At 59.9% G+C, this 23,340-nt stretch carries 14 protein-coding genes; 10 read left to right on the top strand and 4 right to left on the bottom strand.

From position 1 onward, the window contains the following. Positions 1–15: 15 nt before the first annotated feature. The 9 genes from tssM (at position 16) to G5367_RS04290 (ending at position 14,590) form a co-directional block, all read left to right on the top strand. A complete protein-coding gene (tssM, locus tag G5367_RS04330; RefSeq protein ID WP_421244372.1) occupies positions 16–3,507 on the top strand; it encodes a type VI secretion system membrane subunit TssM in 3,492 nt (1,163 codons plus the stop codon). A gap of 44 nt (positions 3,508–3,551) precedes the next feature. After that, entirely contained in the window at positions 3,552–4,982 is a 1,431-nt protein-coding gene (locus G5367_RS04325; RefSeq protein ID WP_421244373.1) for a VasL domain-containing protein, read from the top strand. Between the two features lie 308 nt (positions 4,983–5,290). Continuing rightward, positions 5,291–5,578 (top strand): type VI secretion system PAAR protein, encoded by a 288-nt coding sequence (locus G5367_RS04320; protein ID WP_005347295.1) that lies wholly within the window; start codon positions 5,291–5,293, stop codon positions 5,576–5,578. Between the two features lie 119 nt (positions 5,579–5,697). Then, entirely contained in the window at positions 5,698–7,740 is a 2,043-nt protein-coding gene (locus G5367_RS04315; RefSeq protein ID WP_421293822.1) for a type VI secretion system tip protein VgrG, read from the top strand. Continuing rightward, positions 7,740–8,579 carry a DUF4123 domain-containing protein gene (locus G5367_RS04310; protein ID WP_421243922.1) on the top strand — a complete coding sequence of 280 codons (840 nt, stop codon included), beginning with the start codon at positions 7,740–7,742 and terminating at the stop codon, positions 8,577–8,579. The genes G5367_RS04315 and G5367_RS04310 overlap by 1 nt, the downstream gene beginning before the upstream one ends. Beyond that, complete coding sequence (locus G5367_RS04305; protein WP_421243921.1) at positions 8,576–11,575, top strand: toxin VasX; 3,000 nt, start codon at positions 8,576–8,578, stop codon at positions 11,573–11,575. The genes G5367_RS04310 and G5367_RS04305 overlap by 4 nt, the downstream gene beginning before the upstream one ends. A gap of 1 nt (position 11,576) precedes the next feature. Continuing rightward, positions 11,577–12,305, top strand: coding sequence for a hypothetical protein (locus G5367_RS04300; protein ID WP_421243920.1), 729 nt, complete (start codon positions 11,577–11,579; stop codon positions 12,303–12,305). A gap of 67 nt (positions 12,306–12,372) precedes the next feature. After that, entirely contained in the window at positions 12,373–13,104 is a 732-nt protein-coding gene (locus G5367_RS04295; protein ID WP_421243919.1) for a hypothetical protein, read from the top strand. A gap of 118 nt (positions 13,105–13,222) precedes the next feature. After that, complete coding sequence (locus G5367_RS04290; protein WP_421243918.1) at positions 13,223–14,590, top strand: tetratricopeptide repeat protein; 1,368 nt, start codon at positions 13,223–13,225, stop codon at positions 14,588–14,590. Positions 14,591–14,701: 111 nt separating this feature from the next. Here G5367_RS04290 and G5367_RS04285 read toward each other — a convergent pair whose 3' ends face one another. The 3 genes from G5367_RS04285 to G5367_RS04275 form a co-directional block, all read right to left on the bottom strand. Continuing rightward, positions 14,702–15,223, bottom strand: a complete 522-nt coding sequence (locus G5367_RS04285; protein WP_421243917.1) for a protein disulfide oxidoreductase — start codon at positions 15,221–15,223, stop codon at positions 14,702–14,704. 142 nt (positions 15,224–15,365) lie between these two features. Further along, complete coding sequence (locus tag G5367_RS04280; RefSeq protein ID WP_421243916.1) at positions 15,366–17,408, bottom strand: protein-disulfide reductase DsbD family protein; 2,043 nt, start codon at positions 17,406–17,408, stop codon at positions 15,366–15,368. 50 nt (positions 17,409–17,458) lie between these two features. After that, the gene (locus G5367_RS04275; RefSeq protein WP_421243915.1) at positions 17,459–17,839 is read right to left on the bottom strand and encodes a hypothetical protein; all 381 of its coding nucleotides are present in this window, start codon (positions 17,837–17,839) and stop codon (positions 17,459–17,461) included. A 617-nt stretch (positions 17,840–18,456) separates the two neighbouring features. Here G5367_RS04275 and G5367_RS04270 point away from each other — a divergent pair. Next, positions 18,457–22,293 (top strand): SNF2-related protein, encoded by a 3,837-nt coding sequence (locus G5367_RS04270; RefSeq protein ID WP_421243914.1) that lies wholly within the window; start codon positions 18,457–18,459, stop codon positions 22,291–22,293. A 110-nt stretch (positions 22,294–22,403) separates the two neighbouring features. Here the strand turns inward: G5367_RS04270 and G5367_RS04265 are convergent, their stop codons facing one another. Then, positions 22,404–23,297, bottom strand: a complete 894-nt coding sequence (locus tag G5367_RS04265) for a DNA replication terminus site-binding protein (protein WP_421243913.1) — start codon at positions 23,295–23,297, stop codon at positions 22,404–22,406. Positions 23,298–23,340 lie beyond the last annotated feature (43 nt).

Below are 23,340 nucleotides of genomic sequence, written 5' to 3'. Positions count from 1 at the left end.
GTTGGATCACATTTTATGTTCAAAACCATTTTTACCTTGTCGAGGCAACAGCTGCCGAAACTGAAACCCTCCTGGCCCCTGCTCGGTGCTGTGCTGGGGGTTGTCGCCCTGATCCTGGTGTGGTGGCTGGGGCCTCGCATCGAGATCCGTGATGCCAGGCCATTCGAGGCCTTGTGGGGGCGGGTGGTATTCACCCTGCTCTGGCTCTGGTTGCTGCTGGGGGTACTCTCCTGGCGGGTATGGCGCAAGATGAAACAGCTCAAGGCCGAGCGCCGGCATGAGGTGCTGCTGGAGCAGGATCCGGTCAAAGGGCTCATCGACAAACAGGCGCTGTTCCTCGATCGCTGGTTGCAAGCTCTGAATGAACACCTTGGCAAGGGGGCGCTCTACGCCATGCCATGGTATCTGGTGTTGGGGCTGCCCGGCAGCGGCAAGAGCAGCCTGATCCACCGTGCCAACCCGGCCAACAAACTCAATCCCAGGCTCGATACCGAACTGCGGGACGTGGCGCAAGGCCAGCTGGTCGATTGCTGGCTGGGGGAGCAAGCGGTGATGCTGGATCCGGCCGGTGTGCTGTTGTCCCAGACCGAGCAGGAGCCGGAGTCTCGCAAACATGAGCGGCTCTGGCTGCATCTGCTGAACTGGCTCAACGAGCATCGTCGTCGCCAGCCCCTCAATGGTCTGGTATTGACTGTTGATTTGGCGTGGTTGTCTGCGGCCAGCGTGGCCGAGCGCAAGGCCTATGCCCAGCTGATGCGTGCCCGGTTGCAAGAGGTGTCGGCCACCATGAATACCCGGCTGCCGCTCTATGTCACCTTCACCAAGCTCGATATGCTGCGCGGCTTTGATGTGGTCTATGAACAGCTGGATAAAGAGGCCCGTGACGCCGTGCTGGGGGTGACCTTCAACCCCGGCAGCAGTCAGGGCAAATCCTGGCAGCAGGATCTGGCGCTGTTCTGGGATCAGTGGGTCGACAACCTCAACCGCAATCTGCCCGAGATGATGCTGGCCCGGCTCGATGCCGCCCAGCGCAACGCCCTCTTCTCGTTTGTCCGTCAATTGGCGGGTCTCAAGGATTATGTGACCAGCCTGCTCGATGAAACCCTGACCATTGAAGAGAGCAAGCCACTGCTGGTGCGCGGCGTCTATATCAGCTCCGTTTATCAGCAAGGTGTCCCGTTCGATGCCTTTGCCCAGGCCGCTTCCCGGCGTTACAGCTTGCCCGAGCCGATCCACTCCGCCCTGCGCGGGGAGTCCAACACCTATTTCGTGCGCAAGCTCTTCTCCTCGATCATCTTCCCGGAGGCCCATCTGGCCGGAGAAAACCGGCTGCATACCCTCTATCGCCGCCGCCGGATGACCATTGGCCTCGGCTGTTTGTCGCTCTTCTCTGCCGCCCTGATCGGTGGCTGGCACTACTTTTACCGGGTCAACGAGGAGGCGGGTCGCAATGTACTGACCAAGGCGCAGGCCTTTATGGAGACGAATGAGGTGGCCGATGCCCACGCCTTCGGGGTGAGCCAGTTGCCGCGTCTCAACCTTATTCGCGAGGCGACCCTCTCTTTTGGCAACTACCGGGAACGCATGCCGCTGGTGGCGGATCTCGGCCTCTATCAGGGGGACGAAATTGGCCCCTATGTGGAGGGATCCTATCTGCAACTGCTGAGTCTGAGCTTTCTGCCGGCCCAGATGCAGGGGCTGCTGGACGATCTCGACCAGGCGCCGGCTGGTAGCGAGGAGAAGCTCGCCATTCTGCGGGTGATGCGGATGCTGGATGATGCCTCTGGTCGCAACAAGGAGCTGGTGGAGCAGTACATGGCCAACCGCTGGCAAAAAGCGTTCCCGGGGCAGGGGGCAGTGCAGGAGCAGCTGATGGGGCATCTTGACTATGCCCTCGATCATACCGACTGGCATGGCGCTCGCGCCGCCCGTGATCAGGCCGCCATCACGGCATTTTTGCCGTTCAAGGAGCCGGTGTATGGCGCCCAGCGGGAGCTCGGCAAGCTGCCCATGTATCAGCGGGTCTATCAGAATCTGGTGGTGAAGGCGGGCGATGTGCTGCCGCCTGCTCTCAACGTGCGTGACGAGGTGGGCCCCGCCTTTGATACCGTCTTTGCCCTGCGCAACGAGAGTGCCGGTCAGGTGCCGCGTCTGCTGACCTGGCCCGGTTTCAGCGATTTCTTCCTCAAGCAGGACAAGGCGCTGCTAGACCTGACCGCCATGGATGCCTGGGTACTGGGCCAGCGCAAGCTGAGCCAGTTGAGCGAGGCCGATCGCAAGGATATCACCCGTCAGGTCAACGATCGTTACGTCACCGATTACGTCAACCAATGGCAGACGTTGCTGACTAACCTTGACATCCAGCCTCTCTCCAGCCCCGAGCAGGCGCTGGATGTGCTCTCCACCATTACCGGTAATGACCAGCCGTTCCTGCGGGTGCTGGCCGCACTGGATGATAACACCCGTATTCGCAAACTGTCCGATGTGGAAGGGGATCCGGCACAGGCACTCACGGCGCGTATCGGTCGACCCTTTATGGCCACCAACGGTGTCTTGACCAGCCGTGGCGAGCAGGGGCCGCTGATTTCGGAAGTGAACCAGAAGCTGATTGAGCTGCAGCATTATATGGAGCTCATCGTCAATGCCACCGAGCCGGGACAGTCAGCCCTCAAGGCGGTGCAGTTGCGTCTGGCCAACAAGTATGCCGACCCGGTCTTTGCTCTGCAGCAGTATGCCCGTGGCCTGCCAGACCCACTCAATCGCTGGGTGGGGCAGCTGGCGGATCAAAGCTCGCAACTGGTGGTCGATCTGGCGATGTCATCCCTCAATCAGGAGTGGCAGGAGAAGGTGTTGGCACCGTTCAACAGCCAACTGGCAGATCGTTATCCGTTTAACCCGGGCTCAGCCAAGGATGTGCCGCTCTCAGAGATGGAACGTTTCTTTGCCCCCGGCGGCACGCTGGACAGCTTCTATCAGGTCAACCTCAAGCCGATGGTTGAAGGCGGGCTGATGGAGGGTGAACTGAGCTCACCCATTCAGGCCGAGCTGGTCAAGCAGCTGGATCGCGCGGCGCGCATCCGCCAGACCTTCTTCAGTCAGCAGGGCAATCTGGAGGTGCAATTTGCCCTCGAGCCCATCGAGCTCACCGCCAACAAGCGGCGCAGCGTGCTCAATCTGGATGGCCAGTTGCTGGAGTATGCCCACGGTCGTCGCAACAAGATCCCGCTGGTGTGGCCAAACACCATGCGCGACGGGGCCGAGAGCAAGATCACCCTGGTACCGGCTGCTCGTGAACGGTCGCCGCGCAGCGAAGGCTTTGTCGGACCCTGGGCCATGTTCCGCCTGATGGACAAGGGGGAGCTGACCCGGGTCAACGACGCCACCTTTGATGTCCGTTTTCCAGTGGATCACGGCGCCATGACCTATCGGGTCTATACCGACAGTGCCCAGAACCCCTTTACCGGCGGCCTGTTCAGCCAGTTCAGATTGCCTGAATCCCTCTATTGATCATGCAGGGGGGCATGCGAGCCCCTCTCATCTTGGAAGCCGATATGTCACAGAATCAACAAGGCCAGCAGGCATTGAAGGTGGGGCGAGACCCCAGAATGTTGCCGGAATACGAGGCGCTGCGCGCCGAGATCAACAAGCTCAGTCACGCCTCCCGCCCCGAGGTGGATTGGGTCCGGATCCATCAGCTCGCCAGTCAGATCTTTGAAAAGCACGGGGTGGATCTGCAGACCGCCATCTACTTCACCCTGGCACGATCCCGGCTGCAGGGATTGAGTGGCTTTACCGAAGGGTGCGAGTTTCTCGCCAATCTGATCGTCACCCAGTGGGAGAGTGTCTGGCCGCCGTTACACCAGGAGCGGGCCCGTATCGAGATGCTTGACTGGTTTATCGCCCGCATCAGCGACGTGATCCGCCAGTACCAGATCAGCCACGAGGACAAGCGGCTGCTCTACCGCTGCGAGCGTGCACTGCAACTCATCAGCGAGAAGTTGCACAACGTCGGCCTCAGTCGCATTCCCCGGGTCGAGAATCTGGTGCACTTCATCGAGGGGTACACCCATCTGTTTGACGAGACAGAGATCGTCATCGTCTCCGATGAGCCGGGACTCAAGGAGGAGCTGCAGATCCCGCCGATGGTCTTTTTCAAGCCGGATATTGAGCCGAGCCACGGCAGCGCGGCTTCGGCATCGACCCCGCACCTGCCTCAGGGCAGCATTCTGGTGGGGCGCGAGAAGGGACAGGTCAAGCCGACTGTGCTCAAGATCGAGCCGCATCGAAAACAGCGGCCCGCCTGGTTCTGGTTTGGTTGTGGCCTGCTCAGCTGCGCTTTGCCCATGATGGGGTGGTTTGGCTGGCAACATCAGCAGCAGGAGAAGGCTATCGCGGCGCAACGGCTGCAACAACCCGCCGCAGCGCTGCCACAGGCCCTCAGTTATGACGATATTCGCCAGGCACGTATCGTACTGGGGGAGCAGACCCTGCAGGGGATGGAGAACGAGTTGGTGTCACGTTATCAGGCCCAGTTGGACCGACTGGAGCGGGCCTCTCCCCTCTACTGGTACCGTTATGGCGATGGGCTGCGCAATTCGCTGCAGATGCTCTATCCCGACTCGCTGGCGGTCAAGGCCCTCGACAAACAGTGGCAGACCGCGCTGGCTGGCCAGCAGGGTGACCTCAACCGGGTGCCAACCTATCTCGAGGCCCGCGCCGGGGTCGATGCCCTGATCGCTCAACTGCTGGAGCTGGAGCGTCAGCGCAAGACAGTCACGATTTCCTACCTCAAATCCCAGCTCTACGAGGTGCAAAAGAACCTGATGCAGGGGATCCCGTTCAGTGTGCGCCTGAGCGAACTGGAGGCACGAAAAGCGTCGCAGGAGCCTATTACAGCCGCCGAGCTGAAAGGAATAGAGAGTGACTTGCAAGCCCTCAATATTCGGCTTTACCAACTACAGCATGGGTTACCTGATAGTTGATTGCTCTGTGTTACGCAATATTTTGCGCACGATATAGAGTGTTTAACTATAGGTGCAATATTTGGTAGGGAAATTGCCCAGTTTGCGCAATCCCTTGCTAACAGCTCACCCTGTTGTTTATCGGGAAATGGTAACTAACTGATTTTATTTGGTTAATTTTGCCGATGCTGAATGGCATAGCCTGTGCTGTGGCCTGTTCTGTTTATTCGTTGTTTATCAAAAGTCCCTGTGCCCGGAGCGTTTCACCGGCTGTCACAGGGGCAGAGGGAGGATGCCGTTGCGTCTCCCCGCTCATATGGAGAATGACTATGTGTCCCGCTATCGCACTGCTCGGTGACATTGGCACCGACCACGATGGCTTTCCACCGACCCCGGTGATAGCTGCCAGTCCTGACGTGTTCCTCGATGGCAAGCCAGTGGCCCGTCAGGGCGACCCGCTGGCACCCCACGACAAGCCCAACAATCCACCTCACCCGCGCAGCATCGCCGGAGGCGTAGGGTCTGTGCTGGTCAATGGCAAACCTATCGCTATAACCGGCACCGCGGTGGATTGTGGTGGCGTAGTGATTGGTTCCGGTAGCGGACAGGCCGGTTAGAGAGTGCTGTCACTGTTTTGATCGGTTATGAGGTAAGGCCGTCAATGATGGCTTTATCTCATCATCGAACCACCAAGTAGCGCGCCGCGGGCGTGCGGTAGCTATGGAGAAGGCACAAGATGGCCAATAGCACAGGATTACAATTTACCGCCAAGGTGGGGGCGCTGCCCGAGAGCACCTTCGTGGTGGCCAGTTTCCAGCTGGATGAGGGGCTGAACCGGCCGTTCAATCTGCAGCTGGAGTTGGCCAGCAGCCAGCCTGATGTCGACTTTGGCGCCGTGCTGGACCAGCCGAGCGAGCTGATGGTGTGGTACAACGGCGAGCTGCTGCGCCGGGTCTGCGGGGTAGTGAGCGAGTTTGCCCAAGGTGACAGCGGCTTTCGCCGTACCCGCTATCAGCTCATGGTGCAGCCGGCGCTGTGGCGTCTGTCGCTTCGCCAGAACTCCCGTATCTTCCAGGCGCAGAAGCCTGACGAAATCCTCAGTATCCTGCTGCAAGAGCACGGCATCACCGATTACGCCTTTGCCCTGAAAAACGAGCATGCCCAGCGGGAATACTGCGTGCAGTATCGCGAGACCGACCTCGATTTCGTTAACCGCCTCGCTGCTGAAGAGGGGCTCTTCTACTTCCACGAATTTGAAGCGGGCAAACACCGTATCGTCTTTGCCGATGACGCGGCCGCCCTGACCGCTGGCCCCGAGCTCTTTTTCAACCTTGGCAACCGTTCGCTGGAACAAGGTCCTTACGTGCGCCAGTTCCACTACCGCGAGGCGGTGCGCCCCTCTGATGTGGAGCTGAAAGATTACAGCTTCAAGACCCCGGCTTATGGCCTCTCCCACAAAAAGCAGGGTAGCGATCTCGAGCATCAGCGCGATACCTATCAGCATTTTGACTACCCGGGCCGCTACAAGCAGGACGGCAGCGGCAAGGCCTTTGCCCAGCACCGGCTCGATGCCCTGCGCAACGACGCGGTGGCGGGTAGCGGCAAATCCAATAGCGCGGCGCTTTTGCCGGGTCAGCACTTTTCACTCACCGAGCATCCTAACGGCAGCCTCAACACCGACTGGCAAATCGTCCATATTTGCCACACCGGTGAGCAACCGCAGGCGCTGGAGGAAGAGGGCGGCAGTGGCCCGACCGTCTACCACAACGAATTTGGCGTAGTGAAGGCGAGCACCACCTGGCGCGCCCGTATCGGCAGCCCCGAGGCACCCCATAAGCCGATGGTGGATGGCCCGCAAATCGCCATGGTGGTGGGCCCTGAAGGGGAAGAGATTTACTGCGACGAACATGGCCGGGTCAAACTGCAATTCCCGTGGGACCGCTACGGCAGCTCCAACGACCAGAGCTCCTGCTGGGTGCGAGTGAGCCAAGGCTGGGCCGGTGGTCAATATGGCATGATGGCCATCCCGCGTATCGGCCACGAGGTGATTGTCTCGTTTCTGGAAGGAGACCCCGACCAGCCCATCGTAACCGGTCGCACCTACCACGCCACCAATCGGCCACCGTATGAGTTGCCCGCCAACAAGACTCGTACCGTGCTGCGCACCGAGACCCACCAGGGCGAGGGTTTCAACGAGCTGCGTTTTGAAGACCAGGCGGGGCAGGAAGAGATTTACATTCACGGTCAGAAAGACCTGAACGTGCTTATCGAAAACGATGTCGCTTGGCATATCAAGCATGACGAGCATCGCGACATCGACAACGAGCGGGTGACCCGTATCAAGGCCAACGACCACCTGACAGTGGAGGGTGAGAAGCGTGACCAGATAAAAGCCGACTATTCGCTGACGGTGGATACCTCCATGAACCAGAAGCTGGGTCAATCCCTGCTGGTTGATGCTGGTCAGGAGGTGCATCACAAGGCTGGCATGAAGATCGTCATGGAGGCCGGCGCCGAGTTGACCCTCAAGGTGGGCGGCAGCTTTGTGAAGCTCGACGCCGGTGGCGTCACGCTAAGCGGTGGTTCCATCAAGATGAACTCCGGCGGTAGCCCGGGCTCTGGCTCCGGTTGGGCTGGGCAGATGCCGATCCAGCCCGGTGCGGTTGAGGTTGTTGCCCCCCCCGTGCCTATGGATCCGGTGCGCCAGATTGCAACGCTCAAATCGGCAGAGCCGGTCTGTGAGATTTGTGAACAGCTGGCCAAGGGGGAGAACCAGTAATGGTTTTGCCCGAGTTTGATTTGGCCAAAGGAGAGCACCTCTATCTGCTGCTCGATGGCGGGCAGATCCCCGAGCTTGAACGGCAGTTGTTTGAGGTAACCGATAGCCCCGTTTACCAGCCACTTTATCTCTACGCTCCATGGGATTGTTTGCGGGAAGTCTCTCCCTGTCTGGTTGAGGCCAGCGAGCCCTTGCTCAGCCGGTTTCAGACGCTGCTCGCCAATACCGGATGGTTGCTTGCGTCCCCTATGTCCCTTTTGCCGTTGGCTGACCAGTTGCGCCAGCTTATCGAGGTCGAAAGCCCCTATGGCAGCCGCATTTTGCTCAAACTGGCAGCGCCGGAAACCATGGCATGTCTATTGGTGGATGCGGATCCCTGGTATTGGCGAGGGATCACACAGGTCTGGCTGCCAACCCGCACAGGTTGGCTCCATTGGCAGGTCAAAGAGGCACTTGCCGAGCCGATTGGCGATACATGCAGACTGACCGATGCACAGTGGGCACGTTTGAGTGACGTGAGCTGGCAACACCAGTTGGATGCAACTTATCACCACATGGCGCACTGGTTTCCTGCCCGATTGGCGCAGCAGAGTGATCCGCAGAACTGGATTGCCCGCTGGGCCGAGCAGGCTTATCAACTTGGATTTCAGACCGAACGCGACTTGCTGCTGTTTTTCAATGTGTTGGGATTTTTGGGCGAGTCGTGGTGGCAGGGCGATGCCTATCCGGTCGTGACCAAGTTATTGACTACCCCCTCGGCACAGACCCCGTCACAACGTGTTGAACAAGCTGCCAGCTGGGCAGAGCAACACGTCATTGCACAGGAAAGAACCTCATGAGCACCCCGAATCAAGCAGCTGGCGCTGCCGGCAACAAGGATTGCAAAAGTCCGGTTGGCACTTGCCCTTTTAAAAACAAAGAGATTGCTCTGGTGCCGGTGCGTTATGCCCTAGATGAGCTCTTTGACGTGCCAGCCAAACAACCTCATCCCTTACCGTCGAAAGGGTTCAAGGGCGCCCTGGATCTAAAGGCAACGCCTTACACTTTGCGCCAACTGCGCGATGGCTGGCTCTATGTCTTTGATGAAAAAGCAAAAATTCTCGACGAGTATGAGGTTAAAGGCAGCCAATTTATTCACGAGAGCAAGGGAAGCAAGGGCCATCTGCTTTATCCGGCCAACCACAAGGTGGCGATGGCGTTCTCGCACCAGCGCTGGACCGAGCGGCTGAAAAAGGCGTATCGCAAAGAGAGCGGCCTGCGCAGCAAAGGGATGCGCTCGTTTAATCTGCTCTCGTTGGCCAGCAAGATGGGGGGCGAGCATGCGGGATTGCTCGACCTGCTCTCTACTCACGTAGCCGACATGGGCTTGTCCAACAAGGGATTCATTAACAGCTGTGCCCCTCTCAAGGCTCCCGCAGGTATTAAACCCGGCAAGCTGTGGCACGACAAACCCGCAGGCTCACCGGAGGCTAGCAAGGCTGGCATACCAGATTTGAAAAGTGCTCTGGTGGTGGCACTCGATGACCTTATCTCGGATATGCACGATGTGACCGAGCGCCTAAGCGACATCATCCTCCGCTATGAACATACCTTTCATGACGACAACACCCGCCACCGCTGGAACATGGCCGGTATCACCGAGATGCTGGCTCTGCCACAGCTTGATGAGAGCAGTTTGCCGGTCTCAGCCAGAGGCGACCGTCTGGCGACCTTCAAGCTCAAGAAGCAGTTGCAGTCATATCTGGTTGCCAACCATGACTACAAAGAGCGTAAGGGGAGTGGTAATCACTACATCGATCTGGGGGCCGAGCAGCGCCTGATGGCGCAGCATGCTGAACTCAAGCTGCTGGGCCTCAACCCCGACAAGTGGGCCAGCTGGCCTGGAGTGCGTTTTGATGACGAAGTGAACTGGTCTGGGCTGGAAGGGATTATCCAGCAATATGCGCGGGGCGTGGATGCTCTGCGTCCGCGCTGGCTGGCGACCTATGACGATGCCCTGCAGTTACTGCAGGCGTTACCGACCACCCCTTTGCTGTTGGGGCTTGATAGCCAGACGGAGGATACCCAGACCCTCTTGCTGGCCAGCAGTAGCCAGTGGCTCTTTAGCCTGTTTTTTGCCCCCGATACCCAACGGGGGGCCGCGCTGACCAAGGCATTGAAAAAGGGGGCGCTGCCCGCGCTGGCACACTACGGCTTTGATATCGAAGTTAAAAAAGAGCTCGAGAACAATCCCGGTTGGATTGGGGTGGGCAATATCACCGGTGTCGCCAATGCGCTGGCGGCGATGGAAGCGATAGCCAGTAACCATCTTCTGAGCAATAGCAAGCTGTTTGGCGGGTTCCATGAGGCGGCCAAGGCGACCATGAGCGCCCTCAAAGCGGCCATCGCCGGGGCGGCCATCAAGCCATGGCAACAGCTCAGCGAGTTGCTGCATCCCCATCTGCTCAGCGGTGAAAAACTTGGCCGCACTCTGAGTCTGGTGGTACTCGAATCCATTCACACCGGCCAGCAGGTGCGCATCAACTCCGCATTTGCGGCCGAGAGCAAAGCCTTTGTGGCTCAGGTGCAGGGCAACCTGCTTGGCAAGTTGGCGGCAACAAACGGCAAAATAACAGAGGGCCACCTTGGCCGGATGAAGGCGGCGGGTGCGCAGTGGCAGCAACTGAAATGGCCCCGTCTGCTGTTGCTGGAAGGCGGTTTGCAGCAGGAGTTTGAGCGCAAGATGGCCAGCTACCTCAACTTGCAGCGGCAAGGTGCCAGAGGGGCACAAGCGGCCGCCAAGGTGTGGCAAGAGTGGGGCAACTTTGGCGGGTTGGCGGCCCTACTCAATATCGCCAACCTGACGGTGGCGCTGCAAGGGTATGACGAGAACGCCCGCAAGCTGCAGGGCAACCCAGCCGCACAGCTGGAGCTGAGCCGTAACCTGGCCTATACCGCCGCCTGGACTGGCAGCGCCATGGTGGCCATCAAGCAGGGGCAGGTGGTGGTGCCAAAAGAGCTGCTTGGAAAAACAGTTTCAGAATTGGCAATGGAAAATCCGGCCCTGGCACGCCGCTTTGCGCTCACCACCGGCTGGATGACCGGGTTGGGGCTGCTGGCGGCGGGACTGGAGGCGTGGGAGACCGGTATCAAGCTACTGGATGATACCAATGCCGATATGGAAAAGGTTGGTTACGGGTTAAAGCTGGGGGGCGTTGGGGTGCAGGGGTTTGCCATGGGGCGATCCCTTATGCTGTTGGGCCGTGGTGCATCACTCGGTGCAATCTGGGCTCCCTGGATGGTCGCCGCCATCGGTATCGGCAGTCTGCTCTATCTGGTCGCCACCGTGATATTGGCTCGCTACAGCCGTCTGCCTGTCGAGCGCTGGCTGTTGCAATCCACCTGGGGCACTAAACCGGCCGGGTGGCCAGCGGCTGAAGAGCTGCTCCAGTATGAAAGGGTTGCCTGTCAGCCGACGGTGGAGCTCAAGGAGGGGAAGCTGACCGTTGCGCTGCCGCCGCACCTGCGCACCATCACCTTGCAGTTGTCGATAAAGCGGCTTGGCTATCAGCTTGCCAAGCAGAGCTATCCCGCCTCCGCGCTAACTCCTGTGCTGGGCCCTGCACAAGAGGCGGCCATCAAGGTGACTAGCCAAGGGGCGGGACAAGTGACACTGGCGGTCGCCGCCAATCAGGGAGATGAACTGCAGTTGCAGATAGGTTACCTGGCAGCGGAGAGTTTAAGCGGCCAGCCCTTGCGCTTTATGGCCCGCGGTACCCTGGCCAAAGGGGTGGTCTTGACCGCCGAAATCGATGATAAACTGCCCGCCCAGGGCACCTTGATAGAGTTGAAATAAGATGAGTGACACCACAGAGCACAAGCAGAACGCAGAGAGTGCAGAGGCTGATGGCGCCAACCACTACTACAGCGAGCAATATCTTGAATTGCAAAAGGAGCCGGTTTTATATGAGTGGCAGATTGACCATGCCCCGCGAGCTGCATGGTCATCGTCACTATTAATGGGAGGTGTGTGTTGGCTAATTGCATTAATGGTGTTTATTAATAGTGATAGTAAGAACCCTTGGCCGTTAATTTGGGTGCTTTTAATTCTGGGGGGCTGGGGTGTTATTTTTTCGCGCTACTTAACTGACCCCAACCAGCTCTATCACTACCGAATGACTGCCAAGGGGATCTACTACACCCAGCAGGACAAGATCCCGGAAGTGGCTTACACCATTATGCGCGGGATTGGTGGCTTGCTGATTGTGGGTAGCATCATCGCAGTAGGCTTGGTTGGCCCGCTGGCGCTTGCCGGTGCAGGTGCAGGTGCATTTCTGGCTTTTAAAATCACTAATATGAAGCCGGAAATAAAGTATTTAGGTGCACTTTATACCGCAGAAGGAACATTGAAGTCATATAGAAAGGATAATGCGTTCATTATTGAAAGCTCACCCTTTAAGTTAGTTAATCACATAGTGATTAACTGCAATGCTGATGATTTTGATCATGTTTACAAAATAGCCAGGCAGTTCACCCCGAATCATAATGAAAGAGAAGTCTTTACGTATCGTGAATTCAGAGGGTGAACAGGTTGAGAGGCTATGTTGATGCTGCCTCAACCTGCTCAGAGGCCAAATAAAGAGTTGAAATAAGATGTGTGACGCCACAGAACGGCAGAGCGTAGAGAGTCCAGAGGCTGATAGCGCCAACCACTACTACAGCGAGCAATACCTTGAATTGCAAAAGGAGCCGGTTTTATATGAGTGGCATATTGACCATGCCCCGCGAGCAGCATGGTCATCGTCACTGTTAATGGGTGGTGTGTGTTGGCTAATTGCATTAATGGTTTTTATTAATAGCGATAGTCAGAATCCTTGGCCGTTAATTTGGGTGCTTTTAATACTGGGTGTGTGGGGTGTTATTTTTTCGCGGTACTTAACTGACCCCAACCAGCTCTATCACTACCGAATGACTGCCAAGGGGATCTACTACACCCAGCAGGACAAAATCCCGGAAGTGGCTTACACCATTGCACGCGGGATTGGTGGCTTGTTGATTGTGGGCAGCATCATCGCTGTTGGCTTGGTGGGGCCGCTGGCACTGGCCGGAGCGGGTGCGGGTGCGGGTGCATTTCTCGCCTTTAAAATCACCAATATGAAGCCAAGGATCCGCCATTATGGGGGTATTTTTAAGGGCTCAGGTGAAATATCAGTTTTTGGCAAGCTGTGTGGTATGGAAATCATGGAGATCCCGTATAGCGGAGGGGAATACGCACTCGTATTTAGCAAGCCGGAGGAATATCAACGTGTACTTGGTGATATCACGCGAGCGTTGCCGCACTATAAAGTGATTGAAGCTGCGAGCCGTAAGGAGTTTGGTTATTGAGACATGGGGACAAAGAAGCTGTAATTCAGCTTTTCTGCCCCTTGATTGACCAATAATTGCACTACCTGTAACCGGCCCTGTTTTATTCGCCCCTTTTTCACTCTGCGAAGAATTTCTCATGACCCATCGAGCCCTATGGCTGGCACTGACCGCCAGCATCTTAACCGCCTGCTCTGCCACGGCGCCACGCACTGACGCCGAGCTATCCCAAGCTGCAAAGCAGGGGGATGGCCGCGCCCAATATGAGCTGGCCAGACGGCTGGCAACCCAACCCGATTACCCCAATGCCATGCACTGGATGCAGCAAGCGGCTGAGCAGTCGGGCCCCTTGGCTGCCGATCAGCAGATCCGCGCCAACGCTGCGTGGCAAGTGGGTGACTGGTATCAGGCCGGGCTCGGTGAGCCCAAAAATCCGGCGCTCGCTACCCAGTGGTGGCAACGCTCTGCGCGGCTTGGCAACACCCATGCCAGTTATCGACTGGGCGTGATGTGCCAGGAGCAGCATCAAGGCAAACTGGTGAGTGAATGCCTCGACTGGTTCGAGCAGGCCGCCAAGCGGGATCATGCTGACGCTCAGCTGGTACTGGCCCGCTGGTACAGCACCCAACCGGGGGCCGATACGGATGCCGTCAAGTGGCTTGAACGGTCCGCAGAGCTTGGCAACCGTGATGCCCAGTACCTGCTGGGCGAGCGCTATGCGCAAGGTAAAGGGGTCGCCAAACGGCCGGATCTTGCGCAGCGCTGGAACGACAAGGCAGCAGCCCAGCAGCAACCGGACGCTTTGCTAAAGCAAGCCAGACAGGCCGCCCCTATCCATGGGTTCGCTGCCTATCAACGGGCTGCCAATGCCGGTTCTGCTGAAGCCGAGCTCTGGCTTGGCCAGGCTTATCTGGCCGGGGAGTTGGTATCAGCAGACCCTGCTTTGGGCCGTTACTGGCTGGAGCTGGCCGCTGCACACGGTTCCCATGAGGCCGAATATCAATTGAGTTTGCAGCAGGTAGACCGGGAGCAGCAGATCCACTGGTTAATGCGTGCTGCTGACGGTGGTGTGACCAGGGCATGGTTCGATCTGGCAGCACTGCAGCAGGAGCAAGGTGAACTGGAGCAGGCCAGAGCCAGCTATGCCAAGGCCGCCCGGAAAGGGAATAGGGCTGCACTCTATGCCTACGGTGAAATGCTGCGTTTGGGGCAAGGGGGTAAAGAAGATTACGCGTTGGCACTCAAGCAGTATCGGCAGGCGGCCCAACAGGGTGATCGTATGGCGCAATACCGGATGGGAACCATGCGTGAAGAGGGACTGGGGGCTCCGCGTAACCGGGTACATGCCTATGCCTGGCTGTCATTGGCAGCAACAGAAGGGATGCCGGAGGCGGTGCAGGCTCGCGACGAGCTGGAAGCAGCGATGACCAAGCCGGAGGTCAAACAGGCGCAGAAACTGTCGGAGCACTGGTTTGGCAAGATGCCATCACCGGTGGGGAAAAGCTAAACAGCGTAGCTGCGGGCTCCGGCCTTTTTCTGAATCGAGGTCAGAACGATACCATTGCGGCCCCTCTTCAGCGGGAAGAGGGGCCGCAATGGTGTTCCCAGGCGGGCCGAGTTAGCCGAGGCTGGCCCAGGCCAACCGCAGTTTCAGTCCCGGGCCAGAGCTCCAGCCAGTGGTGGTGCTCACCACTTTACCCTGCTTGATGATGAGGAAGCTGGGGGTGACGCTCACCTGCCAGCGGGCGGCAAGGTCGCCATGCTCATCATTGTGGGTCGGGAAGGTCAGCCCCTTCCTGGCTATCCCCTGCTGCAACCTGGCTGGGTCGCCGGAGCGCAGCGCCACTGTCAGCACGTTTTCGCCGTCTCGCCATAGCTGCTCCACTGTCGGTGTGGTAACACGGCAGACTGCGCACCAGCTGGCCCAGTAATAGATCAGCAGTGGTCTGTCCCGACTCATTGTCTGCAGGTCGGCCAGAGTGCCATCTTGCAACAGCAGTTGAGGCAGCGGGCTTCCCTCTGGCAGCGCCGGACTGCGCCAGAGGTCCAGCGCTGTCGAGATAATCACCGCCAACAGCAGCCAGAGTGCTTCCTTGCTCCAGCGGCGCAGACGGAGGATCCGGGATGATGTTGCTGTCATGACTGCCCCTTGATGACCAGTGCGTTTTTGACGTTGCCCCCGAGCGCTATATGAGGGAGATCAGCCGATTGCCGATAATTTCCCCCTTGCGCTGCGGGTATGCCCCGCTCTCCCGGCAGGGTCTGTATGAGCAGGATATATCTCATCTTGTTTCTCCTTGAACAGGGGCGTGCGCAGCTTGCTCCAGAGTGGCCAGCAGAGTTGCACGATCCAGCAGCGGAGAGAGGATCTCGCCACCTGGTAGCCCGGGGCCATAGATTTGGTTGAAAGGAATGGCCACACTGCCGCGTTGGCGCAAGAAGCTGGCGATGCTGTCGGAGGGGCGGCTCCAGTCCCCGCGCAAGGCCACCACATCGGGGGCACTCAGGGCTCGTTGCACATCATCGCGCAGCAGCACGTTGAATTTGTTGGCTTTGCAGGTGATGCACCAGTCGGCGGTCACATCGACGAAGACCCGCTTGTGTTGTGCCAGGGCGTCCTGGATGGCCAGCTCCGAGAGAGGCTGCCAGTTGACGTTATCCTGTGGTGGTTTGCCCTCCATGGTGAAGGCGCTGCCGAGCAGCAGGGCGGCGACCAGCAAGCAGCCCAGCGCCAGCCCCAGGGTTACACCGCGAATACCGTGGCGCCATACGACCGCCAGCAGCAGGGCCACCAATATCAGCACCATCAGGATCACTACCCTGTTATGGCCGATATGGTTGCCAAGCAGGCTGAGCAGCCAGAGGCTGGAGCACAGCATCATCAGGCCGAGCAGGATGCGCAGGCGCCCCATCCAGCGTCCCGGTTTTGGCAGCCAAAGCGCGAGACGGGGCAGGGCGGCGATGAGCAGCCATGGCAGGCTCATGCCAATCCCCAGTGCGGTAAAGACAAGCCAGAGTTGACCGGATGGTGCCCCGAGCGCAAAGGCGACTGCGGTGCCAAGGAAAGGGGCGGAGCAGGGTGTTGCCAGCAGAGTGGCAAAGCAGCCCTGCAGAAAGTGACCGGCCATGCCGTTGCCACCTGCGGTTGCCAGGCGGGTGTTGACATTGCTGGATAACCTGATCTCGAACAGCCCCAGCAGGTTGGCACAGAACAGCAAGGTCACCACGACCATGAAGCCGATAAACCAGACGCTCTGGAACTGGATACCCCAGCCGACGGCCCCCTGGGTGGCGCGCAGCAGGGTGCTCATCAGTGCCAGCGTCCAAAAGGAGACCAGGATACCTGCGCTTGCCGCCAGGAACTGCAAGCGAACCGGGCGACGCTCACGGGTCTCCAGTTGCAGTACTGATCCCAGCTTGAGGGCCAGCACCGGCAACACACAGGGCATCAGGTTGAGAATAAGCCCACCAAGCAGTGCAGCCCCCAGGATCCAGCGCAGCGAGTGGCCACCAGCGGGTAGTGGCAGGGGATCACCTATGGTGACCTGGCGCTGCCAGGCTTCATCACCATTGACCAGTACCACGCCCAATTGCTGATGACGGATATCCGGTGCATCCCCTTGCCAGCCATCGCTGACCGGAATGCGGGCAATCAGGGTATTGCCCTGCACCTCCAGGCTGGGCTCGCCAAACTCGACCCCCTCCAGCTGCTGGAGGAAAATCTGCGGAGCCCGCCACCCCTCTTGCTGCTTAGCGCTCAGCTGTAGCCGGTTTTGCTGGTAGCCAGCCTGGAGGTTGACGCTCTTGGGCATGGCTTGTGGCAGCTTGCTCATCGCCTGTGCATAGGTAAGATCGAACCCGTCCGGTGCCGTACCATCCAGAGCAAGGGCAAAAGGGTAGTCGGTCAGGATGCAGACGTTGCTGCAGGTTGAAAGGCGTAATGTGCCGTTCAACTCTTTGCGGTTGCCATGCCCAAGGCTGATGGGAAAGGTGACGGCCTGCTGATACCCCTGGGTCGACATGCCGCTGACCGCGAATCGCTCTGGCACTGGCCAGTGCCATTGTTGAGTGAGTTGGGGGTCATCCCAAAGAATTTCAGGGGCAATCCCCCCTTCACCCGGGTTTTGCCAATAGGTTTTCCAGCCGGACTCGAGTGCCAGACTGAGCAGCACCCGGGGCTGTGCCGGATCCCGGCTATCTGCTTGCAGCCGGATTTGTGCGTGATCGTTGCGGGGGCTGGTGAGCCAGCCGGTATCGCTGGCCAATCCGATGGATTGCCACAGCAGGCTGCCCAGCAAGAGGGCAGTCTTGAAGATGTTTGACATGGTGTTGTCTCTTGAAAATGAAAGTCAGGGTTGTTTAAGCCGCGACTGACTCATTCTCGCCAGACACAAAGGGTGAGATGAAGCCGCCGTTCTGGCGGAGAGATATTTCTGGGTGGGGGGAGGGGGGGCGAGCAACGGGGCAGTGGTGCCAGCAGGCCGATCAGGAATGCGATGGCAAAGAAGATCTGTTCGGCGCATTGCAGGCTGGCGGCACTGAGCCACTTGCCGTTGAGCTGGCAACTGCCGGGTTGCGGCGTTGCGGCGCGGCCATCCTCATCGACATCGATGGCGGAGGATGGGGCGGTCAGCATATGGCAGCCAGCGGCTATCTCCAGCTGAGCCAGCCTGGTCAGCGGCTGGAGTGCACAATTGAGCAGCAGAATGCAGACCAGCAGCAGGAGTCTTGTCGCCACGCGTTGTCGCAAAATCATGTTGCTCCTGCCTTCTTGGAATGGGGCACATCCTATCGATCAATCACAGTCCGGGCAAGCCGGTCGGATGGAACCCCGTTTCTTGCAACCGGTGAGTTGCCACGCAGCCCTCGTAACTGGCCGAGAACCGAGCGTGCTGGCCAGATCAGTCTGCCAATGCTCCGGACAAGGGCAATCGCTCAGCTACCAACAGTCAGTGATGTGCCGCGCATGCAGGCAGTCAGTGTAAAGAGAACCCGTCGAGTACTGAATGGACATTGGGATATGGGGATCCATGCCGAGACGAGAGAAAGGCCAGGCTGAAGATGGTTCATTTGGCGCAAAATAATCTCTTTTGGTCGCCAAATATTGAAAGCGTTTTCAGAAATCCTTTTCAATTGTGATCCGCTTCAAAGCTTTTTAATACGTCAACCTCTAGCATTGGCCTCACGAATTAGGGGCTAGCGCTCCCGATTTTCCCGCTGTGGGAGGTAACCGGATGATCCGGCTATTTCCTTCGTTACTTTCGACGGTCATCACGGATGGCCGTTTTTTTTTTGAGTTATTTCACGGTAAAGGGTCGAGTGGCTGACGCTTTCCCGTTAAAATTCCGCTTTTGCATCTGCCCGTGAGTCTTGATGTCTGCCTCCACCCTCTCCTCGGATAGTTATCTGCTGCTCAGTGCCTTGCAACTGCAGCGTGTCGCCAGTACCCGTCTGTTACAAGATACGCTGGGGGCGGGCCATGAGCTCGCCAGCCACCTGACCCGGCTCCATGACGCCGGCCTTGTCAGATTGCGCGGGGAGCAGCAGTGGAGCCTGACTGCAGAGGGGACGCTTGCGCTGATCCTGGGGGTGCGGGCTGGGCTTTGTGCTGCCCCTGACTGGAGCCGGGTCTCCTCGGTGACCGGCCAGGATCTGGTTCACGGGCTGGTGCGCGAGCTTTGCAGGGGCAAGGCGGGCGAGATCCCGGCTTTCTTCTCTCCCGGTGATCTGCTCACACTGCTCGATACCGCAGATGCCCATCTGCTGCTGGCGGGTTCCAGCCCCGCCTGGCAGCAACTGTTGCTGGAGCACTTCTCGCTGCAGCTGCTGCTCGATGCCCCTTATGAAGAGCGCTGGCCGCTGGCCAATGCGCTAGTGCGCTGTGCCCCCGAGGTGCAGGCGCAAGGTAAGGCGTTTGAGGCGGAGTGGCGCTGGCTCTGTGGGGATGGCGAAAGCACCGATTCCAGCCTGTTGTGGCCTGCCCTGCAGGCGGTTGCCTCGCAGGGGGAGTGTGGCCCTCTGGGTGAGCGGTTGCTCACGGCTCTGGGCCAGTGGCAGGCCGAGGGTCATGAGGGGCAGTGGCCGCGTGCCTTCAGTGCTTTGCTCTGGCTCGGCTGGTTGCAGCAGGCAGACCCCGTCATTGCCAGCGAGCAGCGCAAGAAGTGGCAGCGCAGCCTTGGCGGACAATTTCCGCTGCTGGCCGATCTGCTCAGCCAGTGGGCCGGTGAGCGGCATGGGCAGGCGGTCGGGCTGTTCGATACCCTGCAACTGCCGGTGGAGGAGCTGCACTGGGGCTATCTCTGGCTCGATCTCTGCGCGCTGGCCCGTCACGGCGCCCAGAGCGCGCAGGTGGCCATGCTGCACAAGTGGGATCTCTCCCACCTGCTTGACGCCGAACCCCATCATCGGCTGATGGCGTTTTGTCAGGATCTGCTGCGCCTGCTGCTGGGAGAGGGGGCCAAAGGGGCGCCACTCTGCCAGCTGCGCAACAGCGAGGCCGAAGACGAAGAGCCAGAAGAGGAAGGCGGCGAGGAGAAGGGGGCCGCCTCCGCCAGCTGGCTCAACTGGCTGCAGGGGCTGGGCCGCGCCAGTGGCGTTCGCAAGCCGCAGGAGCGGCTGGTCTGGCTGCTTCATGCCGATGGCCCCGAGCTGGAGTGCAAGATCCAGAAGCTCAGCACCAAGGGGGAGTGGACGGCGGGCCGCCGGGTCGATCCCACCCTGCTCTCCACCCAGTATGCAGCGCTGCTTGATGAGCACGACTGGGCGGTGGTTCGCACCCTGCCGCGGGTGATGGGGCGCTTGCCCCGGGATGTCTGGGCGCCGCTCGCCGACCATCCGCGCCTGTTCAACGCCAAGGGGCAGAAGCTGCAACTCGCCATCACGGCGCCGCTGCTGCAAATTGTGGCGACCGAAGAGGGGATGAGCGCTTTGCTGATCCCCGCTGCAGCCGCGCGCGGCGCTCACATCATGCCGCTGGCGCAGGATCTGTGGCAGCTCATCCTCACCCCGCAGCCGCTGCTCGACCGCTTGCCGGCGCTCGAATCCATCCCGCTGCTGCCCGCCGAGGGGATGAGCGAGTTGCAGCGCACCCTGGACGGGATCGCCGATCTGCCCTGGCACAGCCAGGTTGAGGGATTGCACGGCAATGCCGAACTGGCCCCCTGGCCGGGCATTCCTTCGGTGCAGCTCGATTGGCAGGATGGTCAGCTGGCGGTCAAGCTGGTGACCCGTTTTGACGAGCTGCCTCCCCAGCCTCTGGGCAAGGGGGAGACCATCATCCGTCAGGGGATCAAGGGCAACCACTACTGGCAGCGCGATCTTGCCGCCGAGAAGGGGCAGGCCCAACTGCTGCGCAACCAGCTTCCCATCGATCTGCCCGGCAGCGAGTGGCGCCTCGAAGGAGAGCAGGCGCTGGCGCTGGTCAATGCCCTGCCCGAGCTGGTGGATGCCGGTGTGGTCATTCACTGGCATCAGGACAGCGCGCGCCTCAAGAGTCTCGATGAGGCGGCCCTGAGCCTGCGCATCGAGCGGCGTCAGGACTGGTTTCAGGTAGAGGGGGCGCTCGCCCTTGATGAACACCAGATCCTCGACTTGCGCCTGATCCTGCGCCAGTTGACCCCGGGCCAGCGCACCGTCCAGCTCGACGAAAAAACCAGCCTGATGCTGAGCGACAAGCTGGTGGAGCGGCTCTCCATGCTGGGGGCCATGCTCGACGAAGAGCAGCGCATCAACCACAAGTTGGCTTACCCGCTCACCCGTCTGCTCTCGGTCATTACCACCGAGGGGGACGCGGCGTGGCAATCCCTGCAGCAGGAGTGGCAGCAGGAGGTCTCCTGCCCGCCCGAGCTGCTCACCGCGCTGCGGGATTACCAGAAGGAGGGGGTGCGCTGGATGGCGACCCTGGCCCATCACGGCTTTGGCGCCTGCCTGGCCGATGATATGGGTCTTGGCAAGACGCTGCAGGCCTTGATCGTCCTGCGGATGCGCCAGCATCTGGGGCCGGCGCTGGTGGTGGTGCCCAAGTCGGTAGTCACCAACTGGCAGGAGGAGGTCGCCCGTTTCGCCCCCGAGCTGGAGGTGGTGATCTTTGACAATCCCGCCGAGCGCGAGCGCATTATTCGCGATGCCAAAGCGGGGCAGGTGATCCTCATCAACTACGGCATGCTCGGCAGTCTGGCGGAGGCGCTCAAGGCACGCCGCTGGTCTTCCATGGTGCTCGATGAGGCGCAGCAGATCAAAAACGCCGGTACCCAGCGCGCCAAGCTGCTGTTCCAGCTCGACGGCGATTTCCGCCTCGCGCTCTCCGGCACCCCCATCGAGAACCATCTGGGCGAGTTGTGGAGTCTTTTCACCTTTATCAACCCGGGGCTGCTCGGCAGTCTCGGCGAGTTCAAGCGCCGCTTTGGCAAGGCGGTCAAGGATCCCCAGCACATGGCCTTGCTGCGGGCGGTGATCAGCCCCTTTATCCTGCGCCGCCTCAAGCAGGAGGTGTTGACCGAGCTGCCGGACAAGACCGAGATCATTCACCACATCAGCCTCTCCCCCGAGGAGCGTCAGCTCTACGAGGCGACCCGGCGCGAGGTGGTGCAGCAGGTGCAAAGTGCCGATGGCCGTGCCCTGATGCACGTGTTGAGCGGGTTAACCCGACTGCGCCGGCTCTGCTGTTCGCCGGAGCTGGTGATGCCAGAGTGGTCGCAGACCAGCAGCAAGCTGGATGAGGCGATGGCGCTGCTGGAGGAGGCGATCGATGGCGGTCATCGGGTGCTGGTGTTCAGCCAGTTTGTCGATCTGCTGAGCCTGCTGCGTGCCCGCATCGAGCAGAAGTCCTGGGACTACTGCTATCTGGATGGCGGCTGTTCGGCCAAGGCGCGGCAGGACTCCATCCTGCGTTTTCGCCACGAGGCGGTACCGCTCTTTCTCATCAGCCTCAAGGCGGGGGGCACCGGTCTTAACCTCACCCAGGCCGATACCGTGCTGCACCTCGATCCCTGGTGGAACCCGGCGGTGGAAGATCAGGCGAGCGATCGGGCCCACCGGATGGGTCAGACCCAGCCAGTGACCGTCTATCGGCTGGTGTGCGAGCAGACGGTGGAGGAGAAGATTGTCGCCCTGCACGACGAGAAGCGGGCGCTGGCCGATGGTCTGCTGAGTGGCCAGTCCGAGGTGCGCGGGCTGGATGTGGAGAGCTTGCGGGCCCTGCTGATGAGCTGATCCGCTATATCACCGGCGACATGGCTATGCCATATGGAAGAGGGGAGCACATCTTGCCGATGTGCTCCCCTCTGTTGTTTCTGCGTGCCGGTTTTAGCGGGCTCGTCGCGTTAGCCCTGATAGAGGTAGAGGTGCAGCCGCTCGATGATGGGCTCGCCGCCAATCTTGCGATCCCGCCGCGCCTGCCGGCTCTTGGGGGGATAGTTGCCCAGATGGGTGACTGCGGGCGGGCTGTCCGAGCAGAGCAGCAGCGGCAGACTCGCCTTGATCTGCTGCTTGCGCGGGGTGCGATCCTGCCAGAGCAGGTTGATCATCGGGTGGGTCTTGACCGGGCGGCGGATCCGCAGCTCGGCATCGGCGGGCAGGCGGCGAATGTCGTACACCTCCTGATCCACCATCTTGCTCCACTCCTCGTTGTTGGAGAGGGCCGGTATATAGCGACGACTGCGCTCCAGCATCTCCAGCACCTGTTCGCGGGTGAGGCGATTGATGGTCTGCTTGTCGGCCCAGGTAAAACCGAGGGAGTGGAGCTCCCCCGCCAACAGGGTCAGCTTGCGGTAGACCTGCAGGGTGATCACCCCGGGCAGGGCGGTATGTACCAGCTCGAACTTCTCATCCCGTCCCCCCGCCTGTTGCACCAGCCCCTTGAAATCAAGCTTGCGCTGGTTGATCTCCTCAACCAGCGGCTGGAGCTGCGGGGCGGCGGCGGCAGGAAAGCGCAACCAGCCGGGCAGCCGGTGAGTCGCCTTGGTGGAGCAGCCGGGGCGGGCGCTGTGGTCCCGATAAGCGGCGAGGGTGGCCGCCAGTGCGGCTTCACCGTTGAGATAGCCCACCTCAATTTGCTCGATCGGGTCGTGCTCTTCCCCCTGCGCCACCGGGGGGAGGGGATAGACATGGGCCTCCTGCAGCTCGAGCTGGCCAAGCAGATCGGCCAGCTGGTTGAGAGAGGTTTCAATGGCGGCCATCTGTTGACGCAGGGCGGCGGTAGGGGTAAAGGTATCCATCGATGATCCTGTGGTCTGACCCGCTGTTGACGACATCAGGTAT

The organism is Aeromonas sp. 604282 (assembly GCF_049170575.1).
Lineage (GTDB): Bacteria > Pseudomonadota > Gammaproteobacteria > Enterobacterales > Aeromonadaceae > Aeromonas > Aeromonas veronii_A.
The sequence above is the reverse complement of the archived record's forward strand: the minus strand, read 5'-3'. Positions and strand labels throughout refer to the sequence as shown.

Excerpts from the sequence above, each read along its gene's own strand:
- tssM (WP_421244372.1), top strand. The coding sequence starts at position 16 with ATGTTCAAAACCATTTTTACCTTGTCGAGGCAACAGCTGCCGAAACTG.
- G5367_RS04325 (WP_421244373.1), top strand. The coding sequence starts at position 3,552 with ATGTCACAGAATCAACAAGGCCAGCAGGCATTGAAGGTGGGGCGAGAC.
- G5367_RS04320 (WP_005347295.1), top strand. The coding sequence starts at position 5,291 with ATGTGTCCCGCTATCGCACTGCTCGGTGACATTGGCACCGACCACGAT.
- G5367_RS04315 (WP_421293822.1), top strand. The coding sequence starts at position 5,698 with ATGGCCAATAGCACAGGATTACAATTTACCGCCAAGGTGGGGGCGCTG.
- G5367_RS04310 (WP_421243922.1), top strand. The coding sequence starts at position 7,740 with ATGGTTTTGCCCGAGTTTGATTTGGCCAAAGGAGAGCACCTCTATCTG.
- G5367_RS04305 (WP_421243921.1), top strand. The coding sequence starts at position 8,576 with ATGAGCACCCCGAATCAAGCAGCTGGCGCTGCCGGCAACAAGGATTGC.
- G5367_RS04300 (WP_421243920.1), top strand. The coding sequence starts at position 11,577 with ATGAGTGACACCACAGAGCACAAGCAGAACGCAGAGAGTGCAGAGGCT.
- G5367_RS04295 (WP_421243919.1), top strand. The coding sequence starts at position 12,373 with ATGTGTGACGCCACAGAACGGCAGAGCGTAGAGAGTCCAGAGGCTGAT.
- G5367_RS04290 (WP_421243918.1), top strand. The coding sequence starts at position 13,223 with ATGACCCATCGAGCCCTATGGCTGGCACTGACCGCCAGCATCTTAACC.
- G5367_RS04285 (WP_421243917.1), bottom strand. The coding sequence starts at position 15,223 with ATGACAGCAACATCATCCCGGATCCTCCGTCTGCGCCGCTGGAGCAAG.
- G5367_RS04280 (WP_421243916.1), bottom strand. The coding sequence starts at position 17,408 with ATGTCAAACATCTTCAAGACTGCCCTCTTGCTGGGCAGCCTGCTGTGG.
- G5367_RS04275 (WP_421243915.1), bottom strand. The coding sequence starts at position 17,839 with ATGATTTTGCGACAACGCGTGGCGACAAGACTCCTGCTGCTGGTCTGC.
- G5367_RS04270 (WP_421243914.1), top strand. The coding sequence starts at position 18,457 with ATGTCTGCCTCCACCCTCTCCTCGGATAGTTATCTGCTGCTCAGTGCC.
- G5367_RS04265 (WP_421243913.1), bottom strand. The coding sequence starts at position 23,297 with ATGGATACCTTTACCCCTACCGCCGCCCTGCGTCAACAGATGGCCGCC.